Annotated in this window: 23 protein-coding genes; 11 read left to right on the top strand and 12 right to left on the bottom strand. The window is 55.6% G+C overall.

Features of this window, described 5'->3' with window-relative positions; genetic code table 11:
* Positions 1-30: 30 nt before the first annotated feature.
* Positions 31-588, bottom strand: coding sequence for a PEP-CTERM sorting domain-containing protein (locus BKP64_RS12785; protein WP_070970669.1), 558 nt, complete (start codon positions 586-588; stop codon positions 31-33).
* 508 nt (positions 589-1096) lie between these two features.
* Here BKP64_RS12785 and BKP64_RS19545 point away from each other — a divergent pair.
* The 7 genes from BKP64_RS19545 to BKP64_RS12820 all read left to right on the top strand — a co-directional run bounded on the left by BKP64_RS19545 (position 1097) and on the right by BKP64_RS12820 (position 6368).
* Positions 1097-1330: a hypothetical protein gene (locus BKP64_RS19545; protein ID WP_070970672.1), complete on the top strand. Its 234-nt coding sequence runs from the start codon at positions 1097-1099 to the stop codon at positions 1328-1330.
* 18 nt (positions 1331-1348) lie between these two features.
* Positions 1349-1840: an outer membrane protein transport protein gene (locus BKP64_RS19140; protein WP_070970675.1), complete on the top strand. Its 492-nt coding sequence runs from the start codon at positions 1349-1351 to the stop codon at positions 1838-1840.
* Between the two features lie 177 nt (positions 1841-2017).
* Positions 2018-2263, top strand: coding sequence for a hypothetical protein (locus tag BKP64_RS12800; RefSeq protein ID WP_070970678.1), 246 nt, complete (start codon positions 2018-2020; stop codon positions 2261-2263).
* Positions 2264-2343: 80 nt separating this feature from the next.
* Positions 2344-3189 carry a hypothetical protein gene (locus tag BKP64_RS12805; RefSeq protein WP_070970681.1) on the top strand — a complete coding sequence of 282 codons (846 nt, stop codon included), beginning with the start codon at positions 2344-2346 and terminating at the stop codon, positions 3187-3189.
* An 87-nt stretch (positions 3190-3276) separates the two neighbouring features.
* A complete protein-coding gene (locus tag BKP64_RS19405) occupies positions 3277-3435 on the top strand; it encodes a hypothetical protein (RefSeq protein WP_198402616.1) in 159 nt (52 codons plus the stop codon).
* 156 nt (positions 3436-3591) lie between these two features.
* Positions 3592-5886, top strand: coding sequence for a molybdopterin-dependent oxidoreductase (locus BKP64_RS12815; protein WP_070970687.1), 2295 nt, complete (start codon positions 3592-3594; stop codon positions 5884-5886).
* Positions 5887-5906: 20 nt separating this feature from the next.
* Positions 5907-6368, top strand: coding sequence for a DUF2489 domain-containing protein (locus BKP64_RS12820; RefSeq protein WP_070970691.1), 462 nt, complete (start codon positions 5907-5909; stop codon positions 6366-6368).
* 346 nt (positions 6369-6714) lie between these two features.
* Here the strand turns inward: BKP64_RS12820 and BKP64_RS12825 are convergent, their stop codons facing one another.
* From BKP64_RS12825 to BKP64_RS12835, 3 genes are all read right to left on the bottom strand, one after another.
* Positions 6715-8079, bottom strand: coding sequence for an HDOD domain-containing protein (locus BKP64_RS12825; protein WP_070973677.1), 1365 nt, complete (start codon positions 8077-8079; stop codon positions 6715-6717).
* A gap of 146 nt (positions 8080-8225) precedes the next feature.
* On the bottom strand, positions 8226-10301 hold the full coding sequence (gene recG, locus BKP64_RS12830) for an ATP-dependent DNA helicase RecG (protein ID WP_070970694.1): 2076 nt from the start codon (positions 10299-10301) through the stop codon (positions 8226-8228).
* An 8-nt stretch (positions 10302-10309) separates the two neighbouring features.
* Positions 10310-11269: a hydrogen peroxide-inducible genes activator gene (locus BKP64_RS12835; RefSeq protein WP_070970696.1), complete on the bottom strand. Its 960-nt coding sequence runs from the start codon at positions 11267-11269 to the stop codon at positions 10310-10312.
* Positions 11270-11344: 75 nt separating this feature from the next.
* Here BKP64_RS12835 and BKP64_RS12840 point away from each other — a divergent pair, with 75 nt between their 5' ends.
* Positions 11345-12211, top strand: coding sequence for an NAD-dependent epimerase/dehydratase family protein (locus BKP64_RS12840; protein ID WP_070970698.1), 867 nt, complete (start codon positions 11345-11347; stop codon positions 12209-12211).
* Positions 12212-12267: 56 nt separating this feature from the next.
* On the opposite strand, the gene BKP64_RS12845 is transcribed toward BKP64_RS12840, so the two are convergent.
* From BKP64_RS12845 to BKP64_RS12865, 5 genes are all read right to left on the bottom strand, one after another.
* Positions 12268-12654 (bottom strand): RidA family protein, encoded by a 387-nt coding sequence (locus tag BKP64_RS12845; protein WP_036134303.1) that lies wholly within the window; start codon positions 12652-12654, stop codon positions 12268-12270.
* Between the two features lie 78 nt (positions 12655-12732).
* Positions 12733-14874, bottom strand: a complete 2142-nt coding sequence (locus BKP64_RS12850; RefSeq protein ID WP_070973678.1) for a RelA/SpoT family protein — start codon at positions 14872-14874, stop codon at positions 12733-12735.
* 166 nt (positions 14875-15040) lie between these two features.
* Positions 15041-15253 carry a DNA-directed RNA polymerase subunit omega gene (gene rpoZ / locus BKP64_RS12855; protein ID WP_070970701.1) on the bottom strand — a complete coding sequence of 71 codons (213 nt, stop codon included), beginning with the start codon at positions 15251-15253 and terminating at the stop codon, positions 15041-15043.
* A 91-nt stretch (positions 15254-15344) separates the two neighbouring features.
* A complete protein-coding gene (gene gmk / locus BKP64_RS12860) occupies positions 15345-15971 on the bottom strand; it encodes a guanylate kinase (RefSeq protein ID WP_070970703.1) in 627 nt (208 codons plus the stop codon).
* Between the two features lie 96 nt (positions 15972-16067).
* Positions 16068-16934, bottom strand: coding sequence for a YicC/YloC family endoribonuclease (locus BKP64_RS12865; protein WP_070970706.1), 867 nt, complete (start codon positions 16932-16934; stop codon positions 16068-16070).
* A 182-nt stretch (positions 16935-17116) separates the two neighbouring features.
* Between BKP64_RS12865 and rph the strand changes: the two genes are divergently transcribed.
* Complete coding sequence (gene rph, locus BKP64_RS12870; RefSeq protein ID WP_070970709.1) at positions 17117-17833, top strand: ribonuclease PH; 717 nt, start codon at positions 17117-17119, stop codon at positions 17831-17833.
* 144 nt (positions 17834-17977) lie between these two features.
* Here the strand turns inward: rph and BKP64_RS12875 are convergent, their stop codons facing one another.
* Entirely contained in the window at positions 17978-18784 is an 807-nt protein-coding gene (locus tag BKP64_RS12875; protein WP_070970712.1) for an exodeoxyribonuclease III, read from the bottom strand.
* 81 nt (positions 18785-18865) lie between these two features.
* Between BKP64_RS12875 and pyrE the strand changes: the two genes are divergently transcribed.
* Both pyrE and BKP64_RS12885 read left to right on the top strand, forming a co-directional pair.
* Positions 18866-19504: an orotate phosphoribosyltransferase gene (pyrE, locus tag BKP64_RS12880; RefSeq protein ID WP_070970715.1), complete on the top strand. Its 639-nt coding sequence runs from the start codon at positions 18866-18868 to the stop codon at positions 19502-19504.
* A gap of 3 nt (positions 19505-19507) precedes the next feature.
* A complete protein-coding gene (locus tag BKP64_RS12885; protein WP_070970718.1) occupies positions 19508-20155 on the top strand; it encodes a DUF4124 domain-containing protein in 648 nt (215 codons plus the stop codon).
* A gap of 108 nt (positions 20156-20263) precedes the next feature.
* Here the strand turns inward: BKP64_RS12885 and BKP64_RS12890 are convergent, their stop codons facing one another.
* Positions 20264-20668: a hypothetical protein gene (locus BKP64_RS12890; RefSeq protein WP_070970721.1), complete on the bottom strand. Its 405-nt coding sequence runs from the start codon at positions 20666-20668 to the stop codon at positions 20264-20266.
* Between the two features lie 205 nt (positions 20669-20873).
* Positions 20874-21212 carry a DUF2782 domain-containing protein gene (locus BKP64_RS12895; protein WP_070970724.1) on the bottom strand — a complete coding sequence of 113 codons (339 nt, stop codon included), beginning with the start codon at positions 21210-21212 and terminating at the stop codon, positions 20874-20876.
* Positions 21213-21247 lie beyond the last annotated feature (35 nt).

The following is a 21247-nucleotide window of genomic DNA, read 5'->3' on the forward strand; positions in this document are numbered from 1 at the left end:
CGGGGCTTTTTGTTTTTCTGTAAGTCAGTGTTAAGACTTCAAGAATCTACGCCTCAATCCCATCAAAAACAGACCGGTTCCCAAGAGCGCCATTGTCGCAGGTTCGGGCACATCGAACGTGCCACCGATCGGTGCAACATGGCTGATCGTGTATTCATCAGAAGGCAGGTTAAAACCCTGAGCGATCCCTATGGTGTCGATCACAGCCCAGTCCAAAGAATCTTTGTTTTCAAAAAGCCCGTACCATGTTGAATTCTTGATAAGGAAGTACTGGGTAGGGCTCGACAGCGCAAATCCGATCTTGGTCGTATCACCAGTAACAAAACCATAGGATTGAGTTTCGGTCTTGGTGCCATAGGTTGTGGAGCTTTCACCCAGGCTGCTCAACACGTTATTAATCCAGCACAGCTCGGCGGTAGGATTGCCGCCAGTCCCACAGGAACCCGTCGGGTTTTGGTTCAAATCGCTGGTTTCTCCCAGTAGGGTATCAACTCCCCCTACTTCAACTCCACCTATAACCAAAGCCGAGGCCGAACCAACCCAGGAAATCGTTGCTGCTAAAACAACCGTTTTCAAAAAACCACTCATGTCCTTATCTCCCTAATCGGGACCATTAGATCCGACTACTTCAAGTTTTGCCCAAGTTCGCAATTGAGGCGAATAATCCCACCTACTGTGCGAATTAAAGCACAGGCCGCGCCAACAACTTTCAACACAGTAAATTCAGTAAGATAGGAGCGATCCCGGCAATGCTCATCTGGAGCGATGTAAAGTTTTCCGACAAGCTGTAACCATCACGTGACTACCGCACACCGTGAATAACCCCAGAAAGCACAGGTAGAACGAAACAGCCCGGTTGTGTCCAAAGGTTTTACACAACCTACACAAAATCTACCCTTTAATATCAAGTCCTCCGGGCATCTCTTAGGCTGCCATCGGTGCACACATGGTTGTACCGACATCCATTCCTGTCAAAAAAGCCAAAGTCTCTGAGAAGCAAGCCACATACACCCAGTACCGAACAACCGTATCCGTCGTGTTTTCCAGGTCGAATCACGGTCCGAGTATAAAAACAATGAAATGATGGAGTGTATCAATGCCTTCCACCTCCCGATTTGCGGTACGGGCGATGTCCCTAGCATTTGCTGCAGTGACCGCCAGTCTTTCCATGCCAGCCGCTGCCAGCATGGGCAATATTGGCACTACCTATGGGGTCATGCCTGTGGACGTAGCCACTGCACAATCACTCTCGATGTTTAATGATCAGGTGTCGGCGACCTACTACAACCCGGCGTACCTGACCTCTGTCCGGAAAACGATTGTTTCCTGAACGGGTGGGAAAACGGCCGTGACTTACCGAACCAAATCATCGGCCTCTACCACTATTGATTCCAACATTATCGTCACCCAGACCATTCCAGACCCCGGTTTGAGTTTGGCGGTTTCCACCATCGACTCCTTCCAGCCCGAAACCCTCGTGGTTGCTGCCCAGTATAGGGGGCAAGGCTGGCGCGTTGGGGGCAGCATCGAACAGCAGAACTGGTCCGAACTGGAAGACGAGTTCGCCAGCGATACCATCAAGGACCAGCAGTCTACCGCCAGCGGTAGTCGTATCCAGTTCGATGACATTCTGGTTCCGCGGCTTGGTGCGGAATATGAACTGAACAGGAACTTCGCAGTCCGCACCGGTCTCGCCTCCGAGGAATCGCCCCTCAAGTCCACACGCAGACGTGGTCATCCGTTTTTCCCACGTCGTAACAGACGAGGAAACAGACCTCCAGAACAAGATTCTGTTCACCGATGCCAGCAATCCCGTTTCCTTTACAGTGACCAGAATTGATGGAGGCCGCAGTCTGGAGTTGACGCCCGAGAGATTTTCACGCCCAATGCGTCTGGCGCAGACGGCATCCAGTTCTCAGTATGGGCGGGAGTCACTGGTATTGCCGGCCTCGATAACCTCGACAGCGAACTCTCCGTCGTACGACTGACCCCGTCACCGGATGGTCGGTTCAAGCCGATGGATTTCTCAACTTTCCGGCTCGAGCTATCCCAGCCCATTCATCCCGACTGGCAAACCATGGGTGACCAGATCTCACTTGAAAACAGCGCCGGGGAACCGGTACCCAAATCCACTCTGGTGGATGGTCGCAAAATCACCATTGATCCCTGTACGGTTGAAACCAGGGAGCTTTGCGGCACCAAAGATGACACCCTGACCCCGGGGAAACCTATACGCTTCGGATTCAGGGATTACCCAGCCTGACCTCTCCGGGGACCACCCTTGATTTCTCCCGTGAGTTTACTCCTCGCGAGACCAGCCCAACCGGTGTTCTGTACCAGGAAGTGGTCAATTCCGGCCTGCTCGCTGGCCCTGCTGTCGAGGATGCCCGCAGATCCCTACTCAATGGCCAGATCATCAATGGAGTCACCCTCAACTCGGTACTTCAGGGTGTCGCCGGTCCGTCGCAGCAAACCGGCAGCCTGTTCGCCGAACTGGCCTATGCGCCCTCCTTTGCCGCCGATGAACCTCTGCCCTTGCGCATCCCCAGAGGCAGCATGCTGTCAGACGCCACCGGTTACCTTAGCCCCAACCCATATACCGATGACCCCAGTGCCCCACGGCAGGTGACTCTGTTCATGGATGTGTCCATGAATACCGAAGAGGCGCAGCCCAATGCGGGCCTCTCTCAAGACCTGTTGGGGGTGGAGCTTACCGGTATCGCGATCGTGGATAATGGCGTGCTGACCATTGATGCTATTGGCGTTGTTGAGCCGGAACTTCTTGGCCAGGAATACACCCACTCCACCATTGCTTTCCGGATTGAAGCTGCAACAGACGCTGACTCTGTGCTGCATGCTGCCGAACTCTGGATGCCCGGCTCTCCAGATGCCATGACGGGGCCTGCGGTGGATCACGATACGGGCAGAATAGGCGTAGGCGTGCTCCTCTACCCGGCCCTGCTCGCAACCACCTCCGCAGACGTTTACCTCCAGATCCCGCTGCTGGGACAACAGAAGTCCATCACGAAGCCGCAGATTCTCCGGATGCGCTATGCCAAGGATGATCCAGATTGCACCAGCAACTGCTCCAGAAGCAGTCTGATTCCCGGAATTATTGTTGAGCACGACAACGGTAACCCCGTGTTTAAAACCAAAGTAGACCTGTTTCTTGACGCACCGAATCTTTAAGCGCCCCTTGGTGCAAGCCACAACCTCTACAGTTACCCTTTCACTCTGGACCTCGAAGGCCGTGTGACATTCTTTGATGACGGGCGTATGCAGGTCGAACAGCGAAACCTCAACATCCCGGAAATCAACGTCAGGGCCGTTGCCCTGGGCGTCTTTGCCATCGATATTCCCCTGATTATTCCCCAGCAGGGCGCTTACCTGAACTTCATCTCTAACCCTGTAAAGGAGATTCCCTCAGAGCAATAAACCAGGACTTTCTCCAATTCAGGCCAGTCCCAACGGGCTGGCCCTATTTTACCGGGGACGGCACCCGTGATTTTTCCCATCCCGTTTTTTTCCTGCTAATCTGGTTGCACAATGAAACCGATGAACCCAAGCAATAGCCCCCCAGAGAGACCCGCCATGGAAAACGGCATTCATTACCGCACCTGTCATCTTTGCGAAGCCATGTGCGGCGTCGCCATAGAGATGAAAGACGGACACATTGCGTCCATCAAGGGTGACGCGGATGATCCGTTAAGCCATGGGCATATCTGCCCCAAGGCGGTGGCACTGCAAGACCTCCACGAAGACCCGGAACGGCTCAGGAAGCCCGTTCGTCGAACCCGCAACGGATGGCAGGAAATGGAGTGGAACGATGCCTTTGAGCTGGTTGCACGGAGGCTGCATCAGACTCGCGAGGACTTCGGCCGCAACAGTATTGGCGTCTACCTGGGCAATCCCAATGTCCATAACCACGGTTCACTGGTCGCTACCATGCCGTTTCTAAGAGCCCTAGGCAGCCAAAACCGGTTCTCAGCCACCTCCAATGACCAACTACCGCACATGCTGGCAAGCCTGGAGATGTTCGGGCATCAGATCCTGTTCCCGATTCCTGACATCGACAACACCGACCTCTTTATCTGTATCGGTGCCAATCCGATGGCATCCAACGGCAGCCTCATGACCGTTCCCGACTTTCGCGGCCGCATCAAGGGCCTCAAAAGCCGCGGTGGACAACTGGTTGTGGTGGATCCGCGCCGCACAGAAACCGGAAAACTCGCCGAAGAATTCCATTTTATCCGGCCCGGCACCGATGCACTATTGCTGATGGCCATGGTACATACCCTCTTCGCAGAGGATCTGATTGACCTCGGCCCAGCGGAACGTCTGGCCAAAGATGCAGATCTGCTGCGACTGGCTTCTCTGAGATTTTCACCGGAGGCCGTCAGCCAGCACACCGGCATTGCGGCTGAAGACGTCCGCGCGCTGGCCCGAAAGCTGGCAAATACCCGCAAGGCGGCCCTTTACACGCGTATGGGCACTAGCACCCAGGCTTTTGGTGGCATCGCAACCTGGTTAGCCTATTGCCTGAACATTCTTACCGGCAAACTGGATATGCCCGGGGGACTGCTGTTTACCCAGCCCGCTATTGACCTGGTGGCGCTGGGGGCCATCTCTGGCCAGAGCGGCCATTTTGGCAAGCGCCACAGCCGGGTCAGGGGGTTGCCCGAGTTCGCCGGCGAGTACCCTGCCAGTACCATGGCCGATGAAATCCTGACACCGGGAGAAGGCCAGATCCGCGCCTTTGTGACCGTGGCAGGCAACCCAGTGCTTTCGAGCCCCAATGGACGACGCCTTGACGAGGCCTTCAGCAGCCTCGATTTCATGGTATCCGTGGACTATTACCTCAACGAAACCACCCGCCATGCAGACGTGATACTGCCGCCAACAGCAGCGCTTGAGCGCAGTCACTATGACCTGATCTTCAGCATGTTCGCCGTACGCAACGTTGCCAAGTACAGTGACGCGCTGTTCGACGCCGGACCCGATACCCGCCACGACTGGGAAATACTGCTGGAGCTTGCCCACAGACTCGAAAAACAACGTAAGGGCGGCCGATTGCCTATCCGATCCGAGCTTGGCTGGCAAGCCTTCAAACAGGTCGGCCCTGACCCGATCCTGGACATTCTCCTCAGGACAGGCCCCTATGGTGCCGATGTTGGCCGGATTCGGGGGCTGACTCAGCCGGCCATCGACCTGGTCATGGACATTCTGCCCGATGGTCACCCGCTTAAGGGTATGGCAAAACTGAGCCCATTGAACCGGCGTTGGCAGGGGCTCCCGAAAGGGTTGTCCCTGCCCGCACTCAGGGACAACCCAAATGGAGTGGACCTCGGCCCCCTGCAACCGTCGCTGCCTGAACGTCTTTTCACCCGGGACAGCAAGATCAATCTGGCACCCCGATGCTACCTGCGGGACCTGGACCGCCTGCATGAGCAGCTCGAACAACCGGTTAAAGATGACTTGCTTCTTATTGGGAGGCGGCATGTTCGCAGTAACAATTCCTGGATGCATAACAGCCAACGCCTGGTCAAAGGCAAGGGCCGATGCACACTGATGATCCATCCCCGGGATGCCAGCAGACTGGGCTTGCAGGCGAGCGATTCTGCCCGGATAAGTGCACAGGACAGAAAGATAATACTGCCGGTGGAGATAACAGAAGACCTGATGCCTGGTGTCGTATCGATACCTCACGGCTGGGGGCATGACCGCCCGGGAACGGGTCAGTCGATTGCCGCAGCTCATGCCGGAGCCAGTATCAATGATATCCTGAGCGACGAGCAGATTGATCCGTTGGTGGGCACGTCCGTATTGAATGGCCAGTCCGTTACTGTCAAAGTCTGGCGCCCGGAGCGACAACGTAAACGGGCCTGACCTAAAGCGAGGAGAACACAATGCCACAATGGCTGCAGTGGACACTGATCACAATTGGCGTATTGGCCATTGCTTCGCTTTTGGTGTTTATCCGCCGCCAGGCCAGGATTATTGCTGACAGCCGGCGGCGAAGCGAAAAAGCGGACGCCTTCCAGCAACAACGGCGGCAGGACATGATCGACAGTATCCGTGTTATCGCGATGGCAGTGGAAGCGGATCAGGTGGAATATTCAGAGGCCTGTTTGCGCATCAAAGGCCTGCTGGATCACGTGGCCCCTGAACTTCTGGAACGGTCGCCGTTCCGGGTTTTTCTTGTTGTTCACGAGAAACTACAGCATATGCCGACACATCGGGCCCGGCAGGCAACAGAAACCCGCTTTGTACAGAAAATGGATAAGGAGCGGTTTGAAGTTGAAGAAATCCATGCTGATGAAATAAGGCGTGCCGCTACCGCGATCAGGCATCATCAGTTTGGCTCCTGATCGGTCAACGTCGGGAAAGGCGCTAGCAGTGCATTTTTGTAACATTTTGTAACCAGCAATGCGGCTGATCGAAATCATTAGAAAAGCAAATCAATAGCTTCCGGATAAATGAAAAACTGACAGCAAGCTCACTCTTTGGCTCATCCGACCGGGGGCTTTTCTTTTCCCCCCCATTGTCTAAATTAAAGAAGAGAGTGGCAAATATCTCTGCGACAGTTGCCGCCCTCCGTTGTTTTCTCCTGATAAGTTTGGACGTCTCTGCAAAAAAGCGGGTGAACCTGCCGGCCTTCGGGCCGGCTTTTTTGGGAGGGAAATGCTGAAGAAGTTCGAGCTTTTGGAATGCAGGCTACTGGCTCATCATGCCCGCCATCGCCATAATACTGTCTTTGCTGTTCACCAGTTCATCGAATTGCTCCTCAACCTGTTCCCGGTTGAGCCCGAGCTCATCATATACGCTCTGAGGCACTGGCTGGCCCGCCCCCAGGGCAACGCCTCGCGACGTTAACAGTTGCCGACCAAGCCACAGCAACTTCGCGTAAACAGCGCATGGGCCATCATAATATGGATTTTTCTGGTAGCGAATGGCGAGCGTGACCTCGTCAGGCATGCCCCAGTTTTCCATCAACTGCGCTGCGATCTGCTCTCGAGTTATGCCCAAAAGGTATTGCTCAGTCACGGACGAGTCTGTCTGAGGATTCACCTCCAGGGAACGACAAACCAGTTTGAAGTGCGGTGGAAACACCTGGGCCAGGACGAGATAACCAAAGTTATGCAACAGACCCGCAAGGTAGGCCAGACCAAAAACCGGGCGCTCACCACGAGGCATCATGCTGGCAAGAATACCGGCGGACTGGGCTTGCCAGATAGCCTGCTGCCAGTAGTCCACGTAACCCTCTGGGTGATCCTGGGGCTGTTTGAGCGCGCGGCCCAGCGATAGGCCCATGGCAAGGTTCATCACCAAATCGAATCCCAGCACTCTGGACACCGCATCGTGTACCGAGCGAACCTGTCCGGCGGCGGCGTAAAATGATGAAGAGGCCCAACTTACTACCTGAGCCGCAAGGCTGGGATCACTCTCGACAATATCAACGAGATCGCCCATCACGGCATTCGGGTTCACCCTCAGGTGAATGATCCTCTGCGCCGTCTCAGGCAAGGGAGGTAACTCGAGAGTGTCTTCGAGGCGTTGCTGGATACGCAGACCGGTAAATTTCTTGATGGCAGTATGGAACTGGTCCCTATCTCTGCCATGGTCATCAAGATTGACCATCACCGATTCCGTGTCCACTGCAAAGGAGCCGCGTCTGGCTTTGTCCGTTAGCGTCCGAAACTCATTTGCAGGCATGACCATGGCCAGGTTCTGCTCTTCCAGTTCCAGAGCGACCGCAGGCAACTCGTCAACCCGGCTGTCCACGACCGTCGGCCATCCCGTCAGGGAGGGCAACGCCGGGAGCATACTCAGCCCCGCGCGCTCGCGAACCCGGACTTGCTCACGCCGTTTCATCAGGCGAAGATCTCTGCCAAGCTGTTTATTCAGTAACTCAAGATCGATCAGGTCCTCCTTACGGCAAATCGCCTGGAGATTGCCCTCCCCGTCACTGAGCAGCGTCATGCGAAGCAGCTCCTGCTTGGTTGCCTGGTTTGCATCGCGCAGTGAAACCCCCGGGGCAGAATCTCCCAAGGCCTGCTGAACCGCGACAGGTAGTTCCATCATTTTCTCCCGAATGTTGCTGGTCACGGGTTACCGCCTGTTCCCGTAAATCTTTTTCCAGTATAGAGCAATGTGCATCCCGGAATGTTGATCGGAATACATTTCAAGACCAAGGCAATACGTAAACCACGCCTCACCAGACCTGTTCACACGTCACCATAACGAATTTTTTCACCAAGCCAGCGGCGAACCAGTCCGTTAACCACAGGTGGCTGTTGCATCAGGCCAGGGGCCATCTCGCGCACTGGCTCAATCCAGCCTTTATCTCTCTCGAAATCCGCCAGCCGGAACTGCATCATTCCGGTCTGACGGGTGCCCAGAACCTCGCCCGGCCCGCGAATCTCCAGATCTTTCTCGGCAATAACAAAGCCATCCTGGCTGTCCCGGAGAGCCTGCAACCGAGCCTTGCCGTTGGCGGAAAGTGGCGGATGATACATCAGCACACAGAAACTGGCCTGCTCTCCACGCCCCACCCTGCCCCTGAGCTGGTGCAGTTGGGCCAGGCCAAGACGTTCAGGGTTCTCGATGATGATCAGGGAAGCATTCGGCACGTCCACCCCGACTTCGATAACAGTTGTGGCGACCAGCAGATCCAGCTCCCCGTTCTTGAACTGTTCCATAACAGCGGCTTTTTCCCGGGCCTTGAGCCGACCATGCACAAGCCCCACTTTCAGATCCGGCAACCTTTCCGCCAGCGCCTGTTCCGTAACTTCCGCTGCCTGGCACTGAAGCGCTTCCGATTCCTCGATCAGGGTGCATACCCAATAGGCCTGGCGACCTGCTGTGCAGGCATTCCGCACTCGCTCGATAACATCGTCCCGCCGGCTGTCGGGAATCACAATGGTTTCAATCGGTTTGCGCCCCGGAGGCAGTTCGTCAATGACCGATGTGTCGAGATCGGCATAGGCGCTCATGGCAAGGGTTCTGGGAATAGGTGTAGCCGTCATAATCAGTTGGTGTGGTGCGAGTGTGCCACCAACCCCTTTTTCACGGAGTGCCAGGCGCTGATGAACGCCAAACCGGTGTTGTTCATCAACAATCACCAGGGCCAGACGACTGAAAGCAACGTCATTCTGAAACAGGGCATGGGTGCCAATCACAATACTCGCGGACCCGGACTGAACGGCTTCAAGGGCTTCATTCCGGGCCTTACCCTTCACTTTTCCAGACAACCAGGACAACTCTATACCCAAGGGTTCAAGCCAGCCACGGAAGTTCTGGAAGTGCTGCTCCGCGAGAATTTCCGTCGGTGCCATAAGGGCAACCTGTGCACCTGCTCCAATGGTTTGCAAAGCGGCCAGAGCCGCCACCACAGTTTTCCCTGACCCCACATCGCCCTGGACCAGGCGCAGCATCGGCACCCGTTGGCTGAGGTCCTGACGGATGTCAGACATTACATGGCTCTGGGCACCCGTGAGTTTGAAAGGTAGTGAATCGAGAAACCGATTAACGAGGTCACCCGAGGGTAAAAGTGGCAGAGCTTCTCTTGCCTGAATTTGCTCACGAACCTGCAAGAGACTGAGTTGGTGCGCCAATAACTCTTCCATCACCAGCCGTTGCTGGGCCGGGTGCCGCCCTTCCATCAGCAAATGAACAGGCGCATGCGCAGGCGGCGAGTGGACCAGTTCAACCGCCTCATTAATGCCCGGGAGCTGATAGTCAGCGAGTAATTCCGGAGGCAGCAAATCCCGGATCGGAAATCGGTGGAGGTATCCCAGTGCCTGCTGGCATAGGCCACGGATGCGGGGTTGCTGAATGCCTTCAGTGAGAGGGTAAACGGGCGTCAAGGTGGCTTGCCCTTCAGCGGGCATCGGTGGCGGGTTGACCTGATATTCGGGATGATAAAACTCGTAACCGGCTCGCCCTGGGCGTACTTCACCGAAACACCGAACCCACGCCCCCTCGGTCAGCTGATTTTTCTGGGCAGCGTTGAAATGGAAAAACCGCATAGCCAGAAACCCGCTATGGTCCTTCAACGTAACCTGGAGGCTCCGGCGACGCCCCATGACCAGGTCGGCCTTCATGACCTCGCCTTCAACAACGGCCACATCGCCAATTCGCAAACTGCCCATTGGGACCACACGGGTGCGGTCCTCATACCGGTGGGGCAAGTGGAACAGCAAATCCTGTAACGAGGAGATCCCCAGTCTGGCGAGTTTTTCTGCCAGGGCGCTTCCTACACCTTTTAGCTGAGTGACCGGAATGTCATCCAGTGACGTCATAAAGACTCTCAGGCATTTTCGGCCATGATGGGGGTATCGGTTTTCGCTTTCTCAATAACCCGGCACTGACTGGCGGCCAGGGAGAGTACATCAATCGCCTTGGGACGGGGGAAGGTCACCCGCCAGGCAAGAGCGACCGTCCGAAACGGAACGGGCGCCGCGAACGGCCGGACTGCAAGAATGTTTTCATGGTATTGCATAGCCGTTGCCGCAGAGAGTGGCAGCACGGTGATTCCCAGACCCGAGGCAACCATGTGGCGTATGGTTTCCAGAGAGCTGCCTTCAGTAACCAGAGCAGGTGATGCGGTGTCGACCCGCCGCGTCACGGCGTCCACCAGCGGTGGGCAGGATTCCAGTACCTGGTCGCGGAAACAGTGTCCCGGCCCGAGCAGCAGCAACTGCTCTTTGGCCAGCTCCTCAGCCGTCAGCTCATTCTTCTTCGTCAGGGGATGGCTGGCCGGAAGCAAAACCACGAATGGTTCATCATAGAGTGGCAAGGTCACCACTTCCGGCTCTTCAAACGGCAGGGCAATAATGATCGCATCCAGCTCCGAGTGGCGCAGTTTCTGGCGCAACGTGGCTGTGTAATTTTCTTCTATGTACAGCGGCATTTCCGGTGCCGCCCGCCTCAGCTCCGGGAGCAAATGAGGGAACAGATAAGGCCCTATGGTATAAATGGCGCCCACTTTCAGCGGAGAGTTCAGCTGATTCTTGCCGTCCTGAGCCATGTCCTTGATCACTCCGACCTGGTCCAGTACGCGCTGGGCCTGCTCGATGATGCGCTGTCCTGTTTCCGTGACCCGGATACTGCTCTTGCTACGCTCGAACAGCGGAATGCCCAGCTCATCCTCCAGCTTTTTAACAGCGACACTCAGCGTCGGCTGACTGACGTGGCAGCGCTCGGCAGCGCGGCCAAAATGCCTTTCGCGGGCAAGCGTAACGACGTATCGTAACTCGGTGAGAGTCATGGTGAGCTCCGGTCAAAGGAAAGCGGGCGACGGTTCACTTATTTATGAGGTAAAGCATAAGGATTGAAATTGTCTATGGCAATCACTGATACAACCCAGCCACCCCGAATTCTGGTGGCTGGTTGCGGCAAACTGGGTGGAGCCATTGCCAGGCTTTTGGCCGGCTCAGCCGAAGTGTTTGGTCTGAGACGAAATCCGGACCGGGTGCCGGAGGGAATCCGCGCTATAGGTGCGGACCTGACACGCCCGGACACCCTCGAAAAGACATTGCCTGATGACCTCGATATTGTCATTTACTGCCTTACTCCCTCCAGCTATGACGAACAGGGCTACCGGAACGCCTATGTCCACGGCTTGGCCAACCTCATCAAAGCCCTCAACGGACAATCACTGAAACAACTCATCTATATCAGCAGTACCAGCGTGTACTCACAGGATGATGACAGCTGGCTCGACGAAAACAGCCCGACCCTGCCGGCGCGATTTAGCGGAGAACAGATCCTGGCGGGCGAGCAGACTGCCCTGAACAGCGGGCACTCAGCCACAATCATTCGCTTTAGCGGAATCTATGGCCCCTCCAGACAACGTTTCCTTGAGGAAGTCATTGAGGGGCGAATGAATCCTCAGGCGCCTGCCCCGTTCAGCAATCGTATCCATGAGGACGACGCCGCTACAGTTGTCCAGCACCTGGTGAATCGTTCACTGTCGAACCAGTCTCTTGAGGAGCTCTATATTGCGAGCGATTGTGAGCCAGTCAGGCTGGATGACGTCGTGGAGTGGATACGCCAGCAAACACCTTGCGCTCCCCCGGCCGATGATGCCAGGAAAGGCGGCCGTGCGGGCAGTAAGCGATTGAGCAACAGGCGCCTACTGGACTCCGGTTTTCATTTTCGGTATCCGGACTTCAGAGCCGGCTACCGACCCATGATTGACGAAAAGTAGACCCCGGAAACAAAAAAGGCGGCACCCGGCCGCCTCTTACTAATCTGGGCCAGCTGTTAGCTGAGCACCATCACAGCTTCCATTTCGATGGGCACACCCTTGGGCAAAGCCGCTACACCCACCGCAGCACGAGCTGGGTATGGCTCCTGGAAATAGGTCGCCATGATCTCATTAACCGTGGCGAAGTTTGCCAGATCGGTCATGTAAATGTTGAGCTTCACGATGTCTTTCAACTCACCACCCGCCGCTTCACAGACAGCTTTCAGATTTTCGAAAACCTGACGTGTCTTGGCGGAAAAATCCCCGGCAACCACTTCCATGGTTTCCGGCACCAGCGGAATCTGACCAGACAGGTACACAGTATCGCCGGCCTTTACGGCCTGGGAATAGGTACCAATCGCCTGGGGCGCGTTTTCGGTCTGGATAACGGATTTGTTGGTCATGCCCTTGGACTTCCTCTTGTTCAAAACGCCAATCGTCACCTCTTGGCGCAGCTACTGTCAACCGGGCTTTGGTCTGCCTCAGTGACGGACCCTGTTGATATGAGTGACCGCCCGGATATTACGGATACGGCGCATTACCCTCGCCAAATGTCTACGACCGTTAACGTGTACGACAAGACTGACAATGCCGAACTTGGCATTCTGATCTTCGACGTTGATCCGTTCGATGTTGCCATCGGCCATGGCGACGGCGTTTGCCACCTCGGCAATCACTCCACGCTGACGCTCCAACTCCACACGCAGCTCAACCGAGAACTCATTGGTGATATCCTTGGCCCACTTGAGATGGGTGAGACGGGCCCGGCTTTCATCGTCTTCCGGCAACCGGGAGCAGGTATCGGAATGAATAACCATGCCATTACCGGAATCCATCATGCCAATCACCGGATCCCCCGGAATTGGCTTGCAGCAACTGGCAAAGCGGACCAGCAAACCTTCCGTTCCACTGATGGTCATCGGACTCCGATCACCACCACGAATATCCCTGGAAGCTCCGGCGTTTTCCACGCCTTCAGCACCGTTGACCAGCTGACGTGCGACCAGGTACGCCATACGGTTGCCAAGGCCAATGTCGCTGATCAGGTCGTCCAGACTGTTGACCTGGTTATGGCTCACCACGGCCTGCATCTGAGTGTCGCTGATTTCCGACAACCGCGCACCAAAGCCTTTGAGCGATTTCTTGAGGAGTGATTTGCCCAGTTCCAGAGACTCCGCACGCTTCTGATTCTTCAAAACATGCCGGATACTGCTGCGGGCCTTGCCCGTGACCACGAAACTGAGCCATGCGGGATTCGGGCGCGCACCTGGTGCAGTGATGACCTCGACGGTCTGACCGCTCTGCAAAGGCTGGCTCAGGGAGCCCAGATTACGATTGATTCGGCAGGCAACGGTTGCGTTCCCGATATCCGTGTGGATCGCATAGGCAAAATCCACCGGGGTAGCGCCACTGGGGAGTTCCATTATCTTACCCTTGGGCGTAAAGACATAGATCTCGTCAGGGAACAGATCCACCTTTACGTGCTCGATAAACTCAAGTGAGTCGTCAGCACGCTCACGCATTTCCATCAGTCCCTTGACCCACCGGTCAACCCTCGCCTGGTTTGCGGTGGTTACACTACTCGGCTCATTCTTGTACATCCAATGGGCGGCAATACCATTATTGGCAATGTGTTCCATCTCTTCAGTCCGGATCTGAATCTCGATGTTCACATGCATGCCAAAAAGTGTGGTGTGAAGGGACTGATAGCCATTGGCCTTGGGCATGGCAATATAATCTTTGAACCGGCCGGGCAGAGGCTTGTAGAGGCTGTGAACAGCGCCAAGAATCCGGTAGCAGTCATCTTCAGTGTCGGTAATGATTCGGAAAGCGTACACGTCCATGATTTCGTGGAAGGATTTGTGCTTGAACTTCATCTTGTTATAGATGCTGTTCAGATGTTTCTCACGCCCCAGAATACGCCCCGGCAACCCGCGCTCTTCCAGCTTTTCCTGCAGCTTATCGCGAATTTCGTCGATAATCTCGCGGTGGCTTCCCCTCAGCTTGTCAACGGCCTTGGAGATGTACTTCGAACGCATTGGATACAGCGAGGAAAACCCCAGATCTTCCAGCTCAGTGCAGATGGAGTGCATGCCAAGGCGATTCGCTATCGGGGCATAAATGTCGAGGGTTTCTGTAGCGATCCGCTGCCGCTTCTCATAGGGCATGGGCCCCAGCGTGCGCATATTGTGCAGCCGGTCCGCGAGCTTCACCAGAATAACCCGAATATCCCGGGCCATGGCCAGAGTCATCTTCTGGAAATTCTCGGCCTGAGCCTCTGCGCGGGTACGAAACTCGATCTGGGTCAGCTTGCTGACTCCATCAACGAGCTCTGCCACATCATCACCAAACTGCTCCGCGAGCGCATCCTTGGGGATACCTGTGTCTTCAATAACGTCGTGGAGCATGGCCGCCATCAGGCTCTGGTGGTCCAGGCGAAGCTCGGCAAGGATGTGGGCAACCGCAAGGGGGTGGGTAATGTAGCGATCACCGCTCTTTCGCATCTGCCCTTCATGGGCCTGCTCGGCGTAATAGTAGGCTCGTCGCACCTGATTGATGCGAGTGGTATCCAGATAGGCACTCAGCTCTTTCGCCAGCCCTTCAACCGTAGCCTCTAACGACACCGCGCCTCCAAAAACCTCAATAAAATTCAGGGACAAAAAAACCCGAATGCTTGCATCCGGGTCCTTCCCTGGTCCTACCAACAACGTTTCATAGTTACACTATAAAAGCGCGGGGACAGATTTCAATGCTTCTCAGGTGCAGATACGTATATGTATCCCCAGCCTCTTATTCGTCGAGATCTTCCTTGAGCAATTCCCGACCAATCTTGCCTTCGGCAATTTCTCGCAGAGCGATAACGGTCGGCTTGTCGTTTTCTTCCGGCACCAGGGGCTCCGCTCCCTTGGTTGCGAGCTGACGGGCACGCTTGGTAGCCAGCATCACCAACTGGAATCGGTTATCAACGTTTTCCAGACAATCTTCAACGGTAACTCGTGCCATAACTTCCCCGAAAATAAAATGACTGATTCAGCAGACCGCACAGTTTACTGCGGCCGGCTCAATTTGTATACAGTTATGATTCCGATCGGACCTATTGTGAAAGCCCTGTCAGCAGAGCCCTGTGGCGGTCCTGCTGGACCGCCATCCGCAGGCGCTGACTCCGGACAATGGCCAGAAGATCCGCCAACGCCACCTCAAACTGATCGTTCACCACCAGATAGTCGAACGCCAGTGCATGCCGACACTCCTCTGCGGCTTCTTTCAGGCGGCGTTCCACCACCTCCGGAGCATCCGTACCGCGGCCGGTGAGCCGCCCGCGAAGGGCTTCCGCCGATGGCGGAACGATGAAAATGCTGACGCATTCAGGCATCAGGCGCCGCACCTGCTCCGCACCCTGCCAGTCGATTTCAAGGATGACATCCTGCCCCCTGGCAAGGGTTTCGCGAACCCAGATGTGAGACGTGCCATAGTAATTTCCGAAAACATCAGCATGCTCCAGAAAGTCACCCCGGGAAATCATCAGCTCAAAAGCGTCACGACTGACGAAGTGATAATTCACGCCGTCTACCTCACCGTCGCGCATCGGCCGGGTGGTGTGCGAAACCGAAACACCCAGTTTCTCATCATTGCGCAGCATTGCCGCCACAAGGCTGGTTTTCCCCGCGCCCGAAGGGGCCGAGATCACATACAACGTACCTTGTTCAACTGCCTGCTTCATGAAAACCCCACCTACGTATACATCAGAAAGCTACCCAACCAGGTCGCACTGACGGGAAAGCGCCGAATTATACGGTTTTCGCCCAGTGTCCGCACGTCACTCCAGGTTCTGCACCTGCTCACGCATCTGCTCTATCAGCACTTTCAGGTCCACCGCCGCGCGGGTGACCCGGGCGTCGATGCTCTTGCTGCTGAGGGTATTGGCTTCCCGGTTCAGTTCCTGCATCAGGAAATCCAGGCGGCGACCAATGGCTTCTTCACTCTTCAGGGTATCGGCCACTTCGCTGACGTGAGCGTCGAGTCGCTCCAACTCTTCCGCAACGTCGCTTTTCTGGGCCAGCATAACCATTTCCTGAGCAACGCGTTCGGGCTCGATCTCCACCCCGGCTTTCTCAAAGCGATCACGCAGGCTCTGCTCCTGAGCGGCAAGAAGTTCCGGCATCAACCCCCGCACCTCTGTCACCCGTCGGGTCATCGTCATCAGCCGGTCTTCAAACAGCGGGCGCAAGCGCTCCCCTTCCCGCTCCCGCACCGTGACAAGATCGCGGACAGTGTCTTTGAACAGCCCCGACGCCGCATCACGGGCAGGACCGTAATCCTGTTCGGGAACTGACATCACACCGGGCCAGCGGAGAATATCCAGAGCACTGATGTGGGCTGGATTATCGAGAATACGATTGACGTGATTGGCCGCCTCATTAAGCGCCTTCGCCATATCATCATTGATCTCGAAACCTTGGGAAGCCTTGTCGGCAGGCTGCAGCCGCATGGACACATCCACCTTGCCTCGCTTCAGTTGTCCGCGCAGCTCTTCCCGGAACTGGTTTTCCAGCTCACGAAACGCCTCAGGCAATCGAAACGAGGGCTCCAGGTACCGATGGTTTACCGTGCGGATCTCACACGTCAGTGTCCCCCAGTCGCCCTGCGTGTCCTTCCGTGAAAACGCGGTCATACTTCGGATCATGTCTGCTCCGGTCATGGTTGATAACAGGACTTCGAGTTTAACAGGCTCTTCACACCAACGGCGAACGGAACCGGGGGGCCGGCCGTGTCCCTGGCGATCAACGTGTTATACTCAGCGCCCTTTCGACCAAGATTCGGCCGGGGCAGGCTCCCGGACACTCATCACACACTTCAGGAAACACTATGCGACCAAGCGGCAGAACGCCCGAGCAACCCAGAGACGTTCGAATCACCCGGAACTATACCCGCCACGCCGAAGGCTCGGTACTGGTGGAATTCGGCGACACCAAAGTGATCTGCACCGCCTCCGTCGAAAACAAGGTTCCGCCGTTTCTGCGCGGTGAAGGAAAAGGCTGGATCACCGCAGAATACGGCATGCTCCCCCGCTCCACCGGCAGCCGTATGGGGCGCGAAGCCGCCCGCGGAAAACAGGGCGGGCGCACCGTGGAAATTCAGCGCCTCATCGGCCGCTCCCTGCGCGCCGCCGTTGACCTGAACGCTCTGGGTGAGCACAGCATCACCATCGATTGTGATGTCATCCAGGCCGACGGCGGCACCCGCACCGCAGCCATTACCGGCGGCTGTGTTGCGCTAGTAGATGCACTAAACCATCTGGTGGCTGAGAAACGCCTGAAAAAATCACCCCTTAAACAGATGATCGCCGCGTTTTCGGTTGGTGTGTACAAAGGCATTCCGGTCGTTGACCTGGACTATCCGGAAGACTCCGAGGCCGAAACCGACATGAACGTAATTATGACGGACCAGGGCGGCTTCATCGAAATCCAGGGCACCGCGGAAGGTGCACCGTTCGTGAAAGGTGAACTGGACAGCATGCTGGACCTGGCCAAAAACGGCATTGAGCAGCTGTTTGAAATTCAGAAGGCGGCACTGGAAGGTTAAGCCCAACCTGTCCAAAGCCCGGGCACTGGCAGCGATGCTGCTGCCCAGAATGTTGGAGGCCAGGGACGGCCGGAAACAAGCGTACAGGGATGTACTTGCAGCGATTCTGGGGAGCGGCATCGCTGCCAGTGCTTCCCCAGATGCTTAAAAGCCGATCTCGATGTCGTAATCCATGATCACCGGCGAGTGATCAGAGAACCGGGTCGCATCATCGATCCAACCATCCTGAATCGTCTTGCGGATGCCCGGCGTCAGCAACTGGTAGTCCACTCGAATTCCGGCATTCTTGCGGGCACCCTCAGCCTGCTCAGGCCACCACGTGAACTGACTGCTCTGCTTGTTGATTTCACGGAATGCATCAATACAGCCCATTTCATCGAACAGGCGATCCAGCCACGCGCGCTCGTGGGGCAGAAAGCCGGAAAAGTCGAACTTGTGATAAAGCGGGCTCGCGTCGGTCACATGGTGCGCAGTCTGGAGGTTGGCGCAGAAAATAAACTGCCTGCGCTTGCGCAGGGTCTTCTGCATATGCAGACCAAACCCTTCCATGAACTCATCCTTGTGATCCAGCATCGTAAGGTCGTCTTCGCCCAGAGGCTCATCCTCGCGCCCCAGAGCACACGGGGCAAGCACACAGGCTACCGACACCTTGTCGAAATCTGCCTGGATGAAACGGCCCTCGCGGTCTGCCTGCTCATTGGCGAAGCCGTACATAATGGCTTTCGGGAAATGACGGGTGTAGACCCCTACGCCACCATCTTCGTTTTTTTCACCATCGATGAAATAGGCCTCATACCCTTCGGGAATGAGATTGAAGTCTTCAATCTCATAGGCGCGCATGCGGTGGTCCTGAACGCAAATCACATCAGCGTCCTGCTCGGCCAGCCAGTCAAAAAAACCCTTATCAACTGCCTGGGCCAGGCCGTTGACGCTGATTGATACTACCCGCATACGTGTTCCCTGATTCGGTTTGTGTGTATGATACCGTTTTTACGCGCTAATTAAAGATCCACACCCGCCAGAAGCCTTGTCATGCACGACTATCAGCAAACATTTATTGAATTTGCCATCCGCCGGAACGTACTTCGCTTTGGTGAATTCACGCTTAAATCCGGCCGTACCAGTCCGTACTTTTTCAATGCAGGGCTGTTCAACACCGGAGACGACCTGCTTCAATTAAGCAAAGCCTATGCGGCAGCGATAAAACGCAGCGGGTTGAATTATGACATCATTTTCGGACCTGCCTATAAGGGCATTCCGTTGGCGACCGTGACTGCCATGGCGCTTGCTACAGACGGTAACAGCAAGCCCTTTGCATTTAACCGCAAAGAAAAGAAAGATCATGGTGAAGGCGGCAATATCGTTGGTGCGCCTTTGCAAGGTAAAGTGCTTATTGTCGATGATGTTATTACCGCCGGCACCGCTATCCGGGAATCCATTGACCTGATTCGCAGCGCCGGTGCCGAACCGGCTGGCGTGCTGATCGCGCTGGACCGGCAGGAAAAAGGCAACGGTGAACTTTCCGCTATCCAGGAGGTGGAACAGGAGTTCGGTATTCCCGTTGTGAGCATTATCCGCCTGGAACAGGTTCTGGATTACCTGAAGGCCAACCCGGACTTTGCCGGTCACGCCGAAAAGGTAGCCAGTTATAGAGATCGTTACGGAGTCTGATTGATGGCCTACCGTCTGACAGCATTCAAAACAGCTTCTGCCGTTGCCTTGGCACTGGGCCTTGCCGGCACAGTGGAAGCCGGAATGTACCGTTACACGGATGAAAACGGCCGGGTCGTGATCAGTAACACCATCCCTCAGGAAGCGACCAAAAGAGGTTACGACATCCTGGGCAACAGCGGTCGGGTCGTCGAAACCATTCCTCCGGCCCCAACCGAAGAAGAAATAGCGGCCCGGGAAGCGGAAAAGCAGCGGCAAAAGGAGCTGGAGGTTCAACGAGAAAAAGACAGCCGGCTCCTGAAGAGATACAGCCACCCGGATCAGGCCGTTCGCGCCATGCATCGTAAAACCCGCGAGCTGAAGGGCCTGATTCAGCTGAAGCGAGGTAATATTTCCGTTATTTCCAGCCAACTCGACAATGAACAAAGCCGCGCTGCCGACATGGAGCGGGCAGGTCGCGACATTCCAGAAACAACGCTGGAAAAAATCCGTCGCCTGGAGTCCCAGATCCGTGATATCGAGCGCGAAATCAGCTCACAGACGGCAGAACTCGAAGAGCTTCAGAATGACTTTGAGTCGGAAATCAAACGGCTGGAAGAGATTACAGACGAGCCCCGAACTCTTCCCCTTGAAGAGCCTGAAACTCAGTAATCGCGAGCGAACATAGGGCAATGCCCACAAAAAGGGGGCGATGCCATTACGGCACCACCCCCTTTTTTTTATTGCTGGCCCACGGTTAACGGAGGGCCATCAGACTGTTCAGGCAGAAGCAGTCGTTTTCTTTTCAGTAGAAGTGCTCTTGCGCGCAGTGGTCTTGCGAGCGACCGGCTTCTTGGCCTCCTGAGCTGCCTCGGAAACGTCCTCGGCTGCTTCAGAGACTGCGTCAGCACCTTCTGCTACTTCCTTTTCGAGCTTGGCAACAAGCTCGGCTGCAAAGTTGCCAAAACGGCTGTTAAGGTTGCGCAACTGGTCGAACAGGCTCTCACTGTAACCGTAGTAGCGCTTTCGGAGGGTCTTGACGCTGTACTCACGCGCCTCGGACTCGAGCTTTTCTGCGTAATCAAACGGCATTGATGCCAGCTTTTTCTGCTGCTCTTCCGCAGTGTTGATGCCCTTCTCAACGATTTCCTGAATCTGTTCCTGATACGATTTAAGTTTACCCATCTCTATTCTCCTTAGCTTCCTGAAAGTACTTCGGGCCAGCTGGTTTAACCCTGTTCGCAGGCCCTTACCCGAATCTCACCTCTCAAGTTACGGAGAAAAATTAGAATGTTCATACTAAAAGCGACAAACAGATTAATAAGGATTTTTACCGATGACCCCGACTGACTCCCGGTGTTTTATACAAGGCGACCCTTGAGGGCCCGGATTACCAGCGGAACAGGACCCAGCTGGGAACCAACATGTCCGAATCGGTTTCCCGGATCCAGCCACCGCCATCTGCGGGCACCAGGTAATACTCAGGCCCGACTTCCGGCACTACCTTGATCTCCATCAGCTGGCCATTCACCCGGTATTCGTAGAAAACTTCTTCTTTCCCGGGTCGGATAACAATCTGGGGGCCTTCATTACTGGGCTGATAGTCCGAGATCACCACTGGCTCATCAGGTGTTTCAACAAGCGTCTCATCCAGCGCCCCGTCTTCCTGGGCAAAAACGGCACCCGAGAAACAGGCAAGCAGCAGTGCCGGACAGGAGATTGCTTTCATTTTCGTGATACCCTTTTATCCATTGAATTCAGTAC

The organism is Marinobacter salinus (assembly GCF_001854125.1).
GTDB lineage: Bacteria > Pseudomonadota > Gammaproteobacteria > Pseudomonadales > Oleiphilaceae > Marinobacter > Marinobacter salinus.

What these genes read in the sequence shown, in the direction of transcription:
- BKP64_RS12815 (WP_070970687.1), top strand. Translation starts at nt 3,592, where the DNA reads ATGGAAAACGGCATTCATTACCGCACCTGTCATCTTTGCGAAGCCATG.
- BKP64_RS12865 (WP_070970706.1), bottom strand. Translation starts at nt 16,934, where the DNA reads ATGATCCGAAGTATGACCGCGTTTTCACGGAAGGACACGCAGGGCGAC.
- BKP64_RS12885 (WP_070970718.1), top strand. Translation starts at nt 19,508, where the DNA reads ATGGCCTACCGTCTGACAGCATTCAAAACAGCTTCTGCCGTTGCCTTG.
- BKP64_RS12840 (WP_070970698.1), top strand. Translation starts at nt 11,345, where the DNA reads ATGGCAATCACTGATACAACCCAGCCACCCCGAATTCTGGTGGCTGGT.
- BKP64_RS12835 (WP_070970696.1), bottom strand. Translation starts at nt 11,269, where the DNA reads ATGACTCTCACCGAGTTACGATACGTCGTTACGCTTGCCCGCGAAAGG.
- BKP64_RS12785 (WP_070970669.1), bottom strand. Translation starts at nt 588, where the DNA reads ATGAGTGGTTTTTTGAAAACGGTTGTTTTAGCAGCAACGATTTCCTGG.
- rpoZ (WP_070970701.1), bottom strand. Translation starts at nt 15,253, where the DNA reads ATGGCACGAGTTACCGTTGAAGATTGTCTGGAAAACGTTGATAACCGA.
- BKP64_RS12800 (WP_070970678.1), top strand. Translation starts at nt 2,018, where the DNA reads ATGGATTTCTCAACTTTCCGGCTCGAGCTATCCCAGCCCATTCATCCC.
- BKP64_RS12890 (WP_070970721.1), bottom strand. Translation starts at nt 20,668, where the DNA reads ATGGGTAAACTTAAATCGTATCAGGAACAGATTCAGGAAATCGTTGAG.
- BKP64_RS12895 (WP_070970724.1), bottom strand. Translation starts at nt 21,212, where the DNA reads ATGAAAGCAATCTCCTGTCCGGCACTGCTGCTTGCCTGTTTCTCGGGT.
- rph (WP_070970709.1), top strand. Translation starts at nt 17,117, where the DNA reads ATGCGACCAAGCGGCAGAACGCCCGAGCAACCCAGAGACGTTCGAATC.
- BKP64_RS12820 (WP_070970691.1), top strand. Translation starts at nt 5,907, where the DNA reads ATGCCACAATGGCTGCAGTGGACACTGATCACAATTGGCGTATTGGCC.
- BKP64_RS12845 (WP_036134303.1), bottom strand. Translation starts at nt 12,654, where the DNA reads ATGACCAACAAATCCGTTATCCAGACCGAAAACGCGCCCCAGGCGATT.
- BKP64_RS12875 (WP_070970712.1), bottom strand. Translation starts at nt 18,784, where the DNA reads ATGCGGGTAGTATCAATCAGCGTCAACGGCCTGGCCCAGGCAGTTGAT.
- recG (WP_070970694.1), bottom strand. Translation starts at nt 10,301, where the DNA reads ATGACGTCACTGGATGACATTCCGGTCACTCAGCTAAAAGGTGTAGGA.
- BKP64_RS12825 (WP_070973677.1), bottom strand. Translation starts at nt 8,079, where the DNA reads ATGGAACTACCTGTCGCGGTTCAGCAGGCCTTGGGAGATTCTGCCCCG.
- BKP64_RS19545 (WP_070970672.1), top strand. Translation starts at nt 1,097, where the DNA reads ATGCCTTCCACCTCCCGATTTGCGGTACGGGCGATGTCCCTAGCATTT.
- BKP64_RS19405 (WP_198402616.1), top strand. Translation starts at nt 3,277, where the DNA reads ATGCAGGTCGAACAGCGAAACCTCAACATCCCGGAAATCAACGTCAGG.
- gmk (WP_070970703.1), bottom strand. Translation starts at nt 15,971, where the DNA reads ATGAAGCAGGCAGTTGAACAAGGTACGTTGTATGTGATCTCGGCCCCT.
- pyrE (WP_070970715.1), top strand. Translation starts at nt 18,866, where the DNA reads ATGCACGACTATCAGCAAACATTTATTGAATTTGCCATCCGCCGGAAC.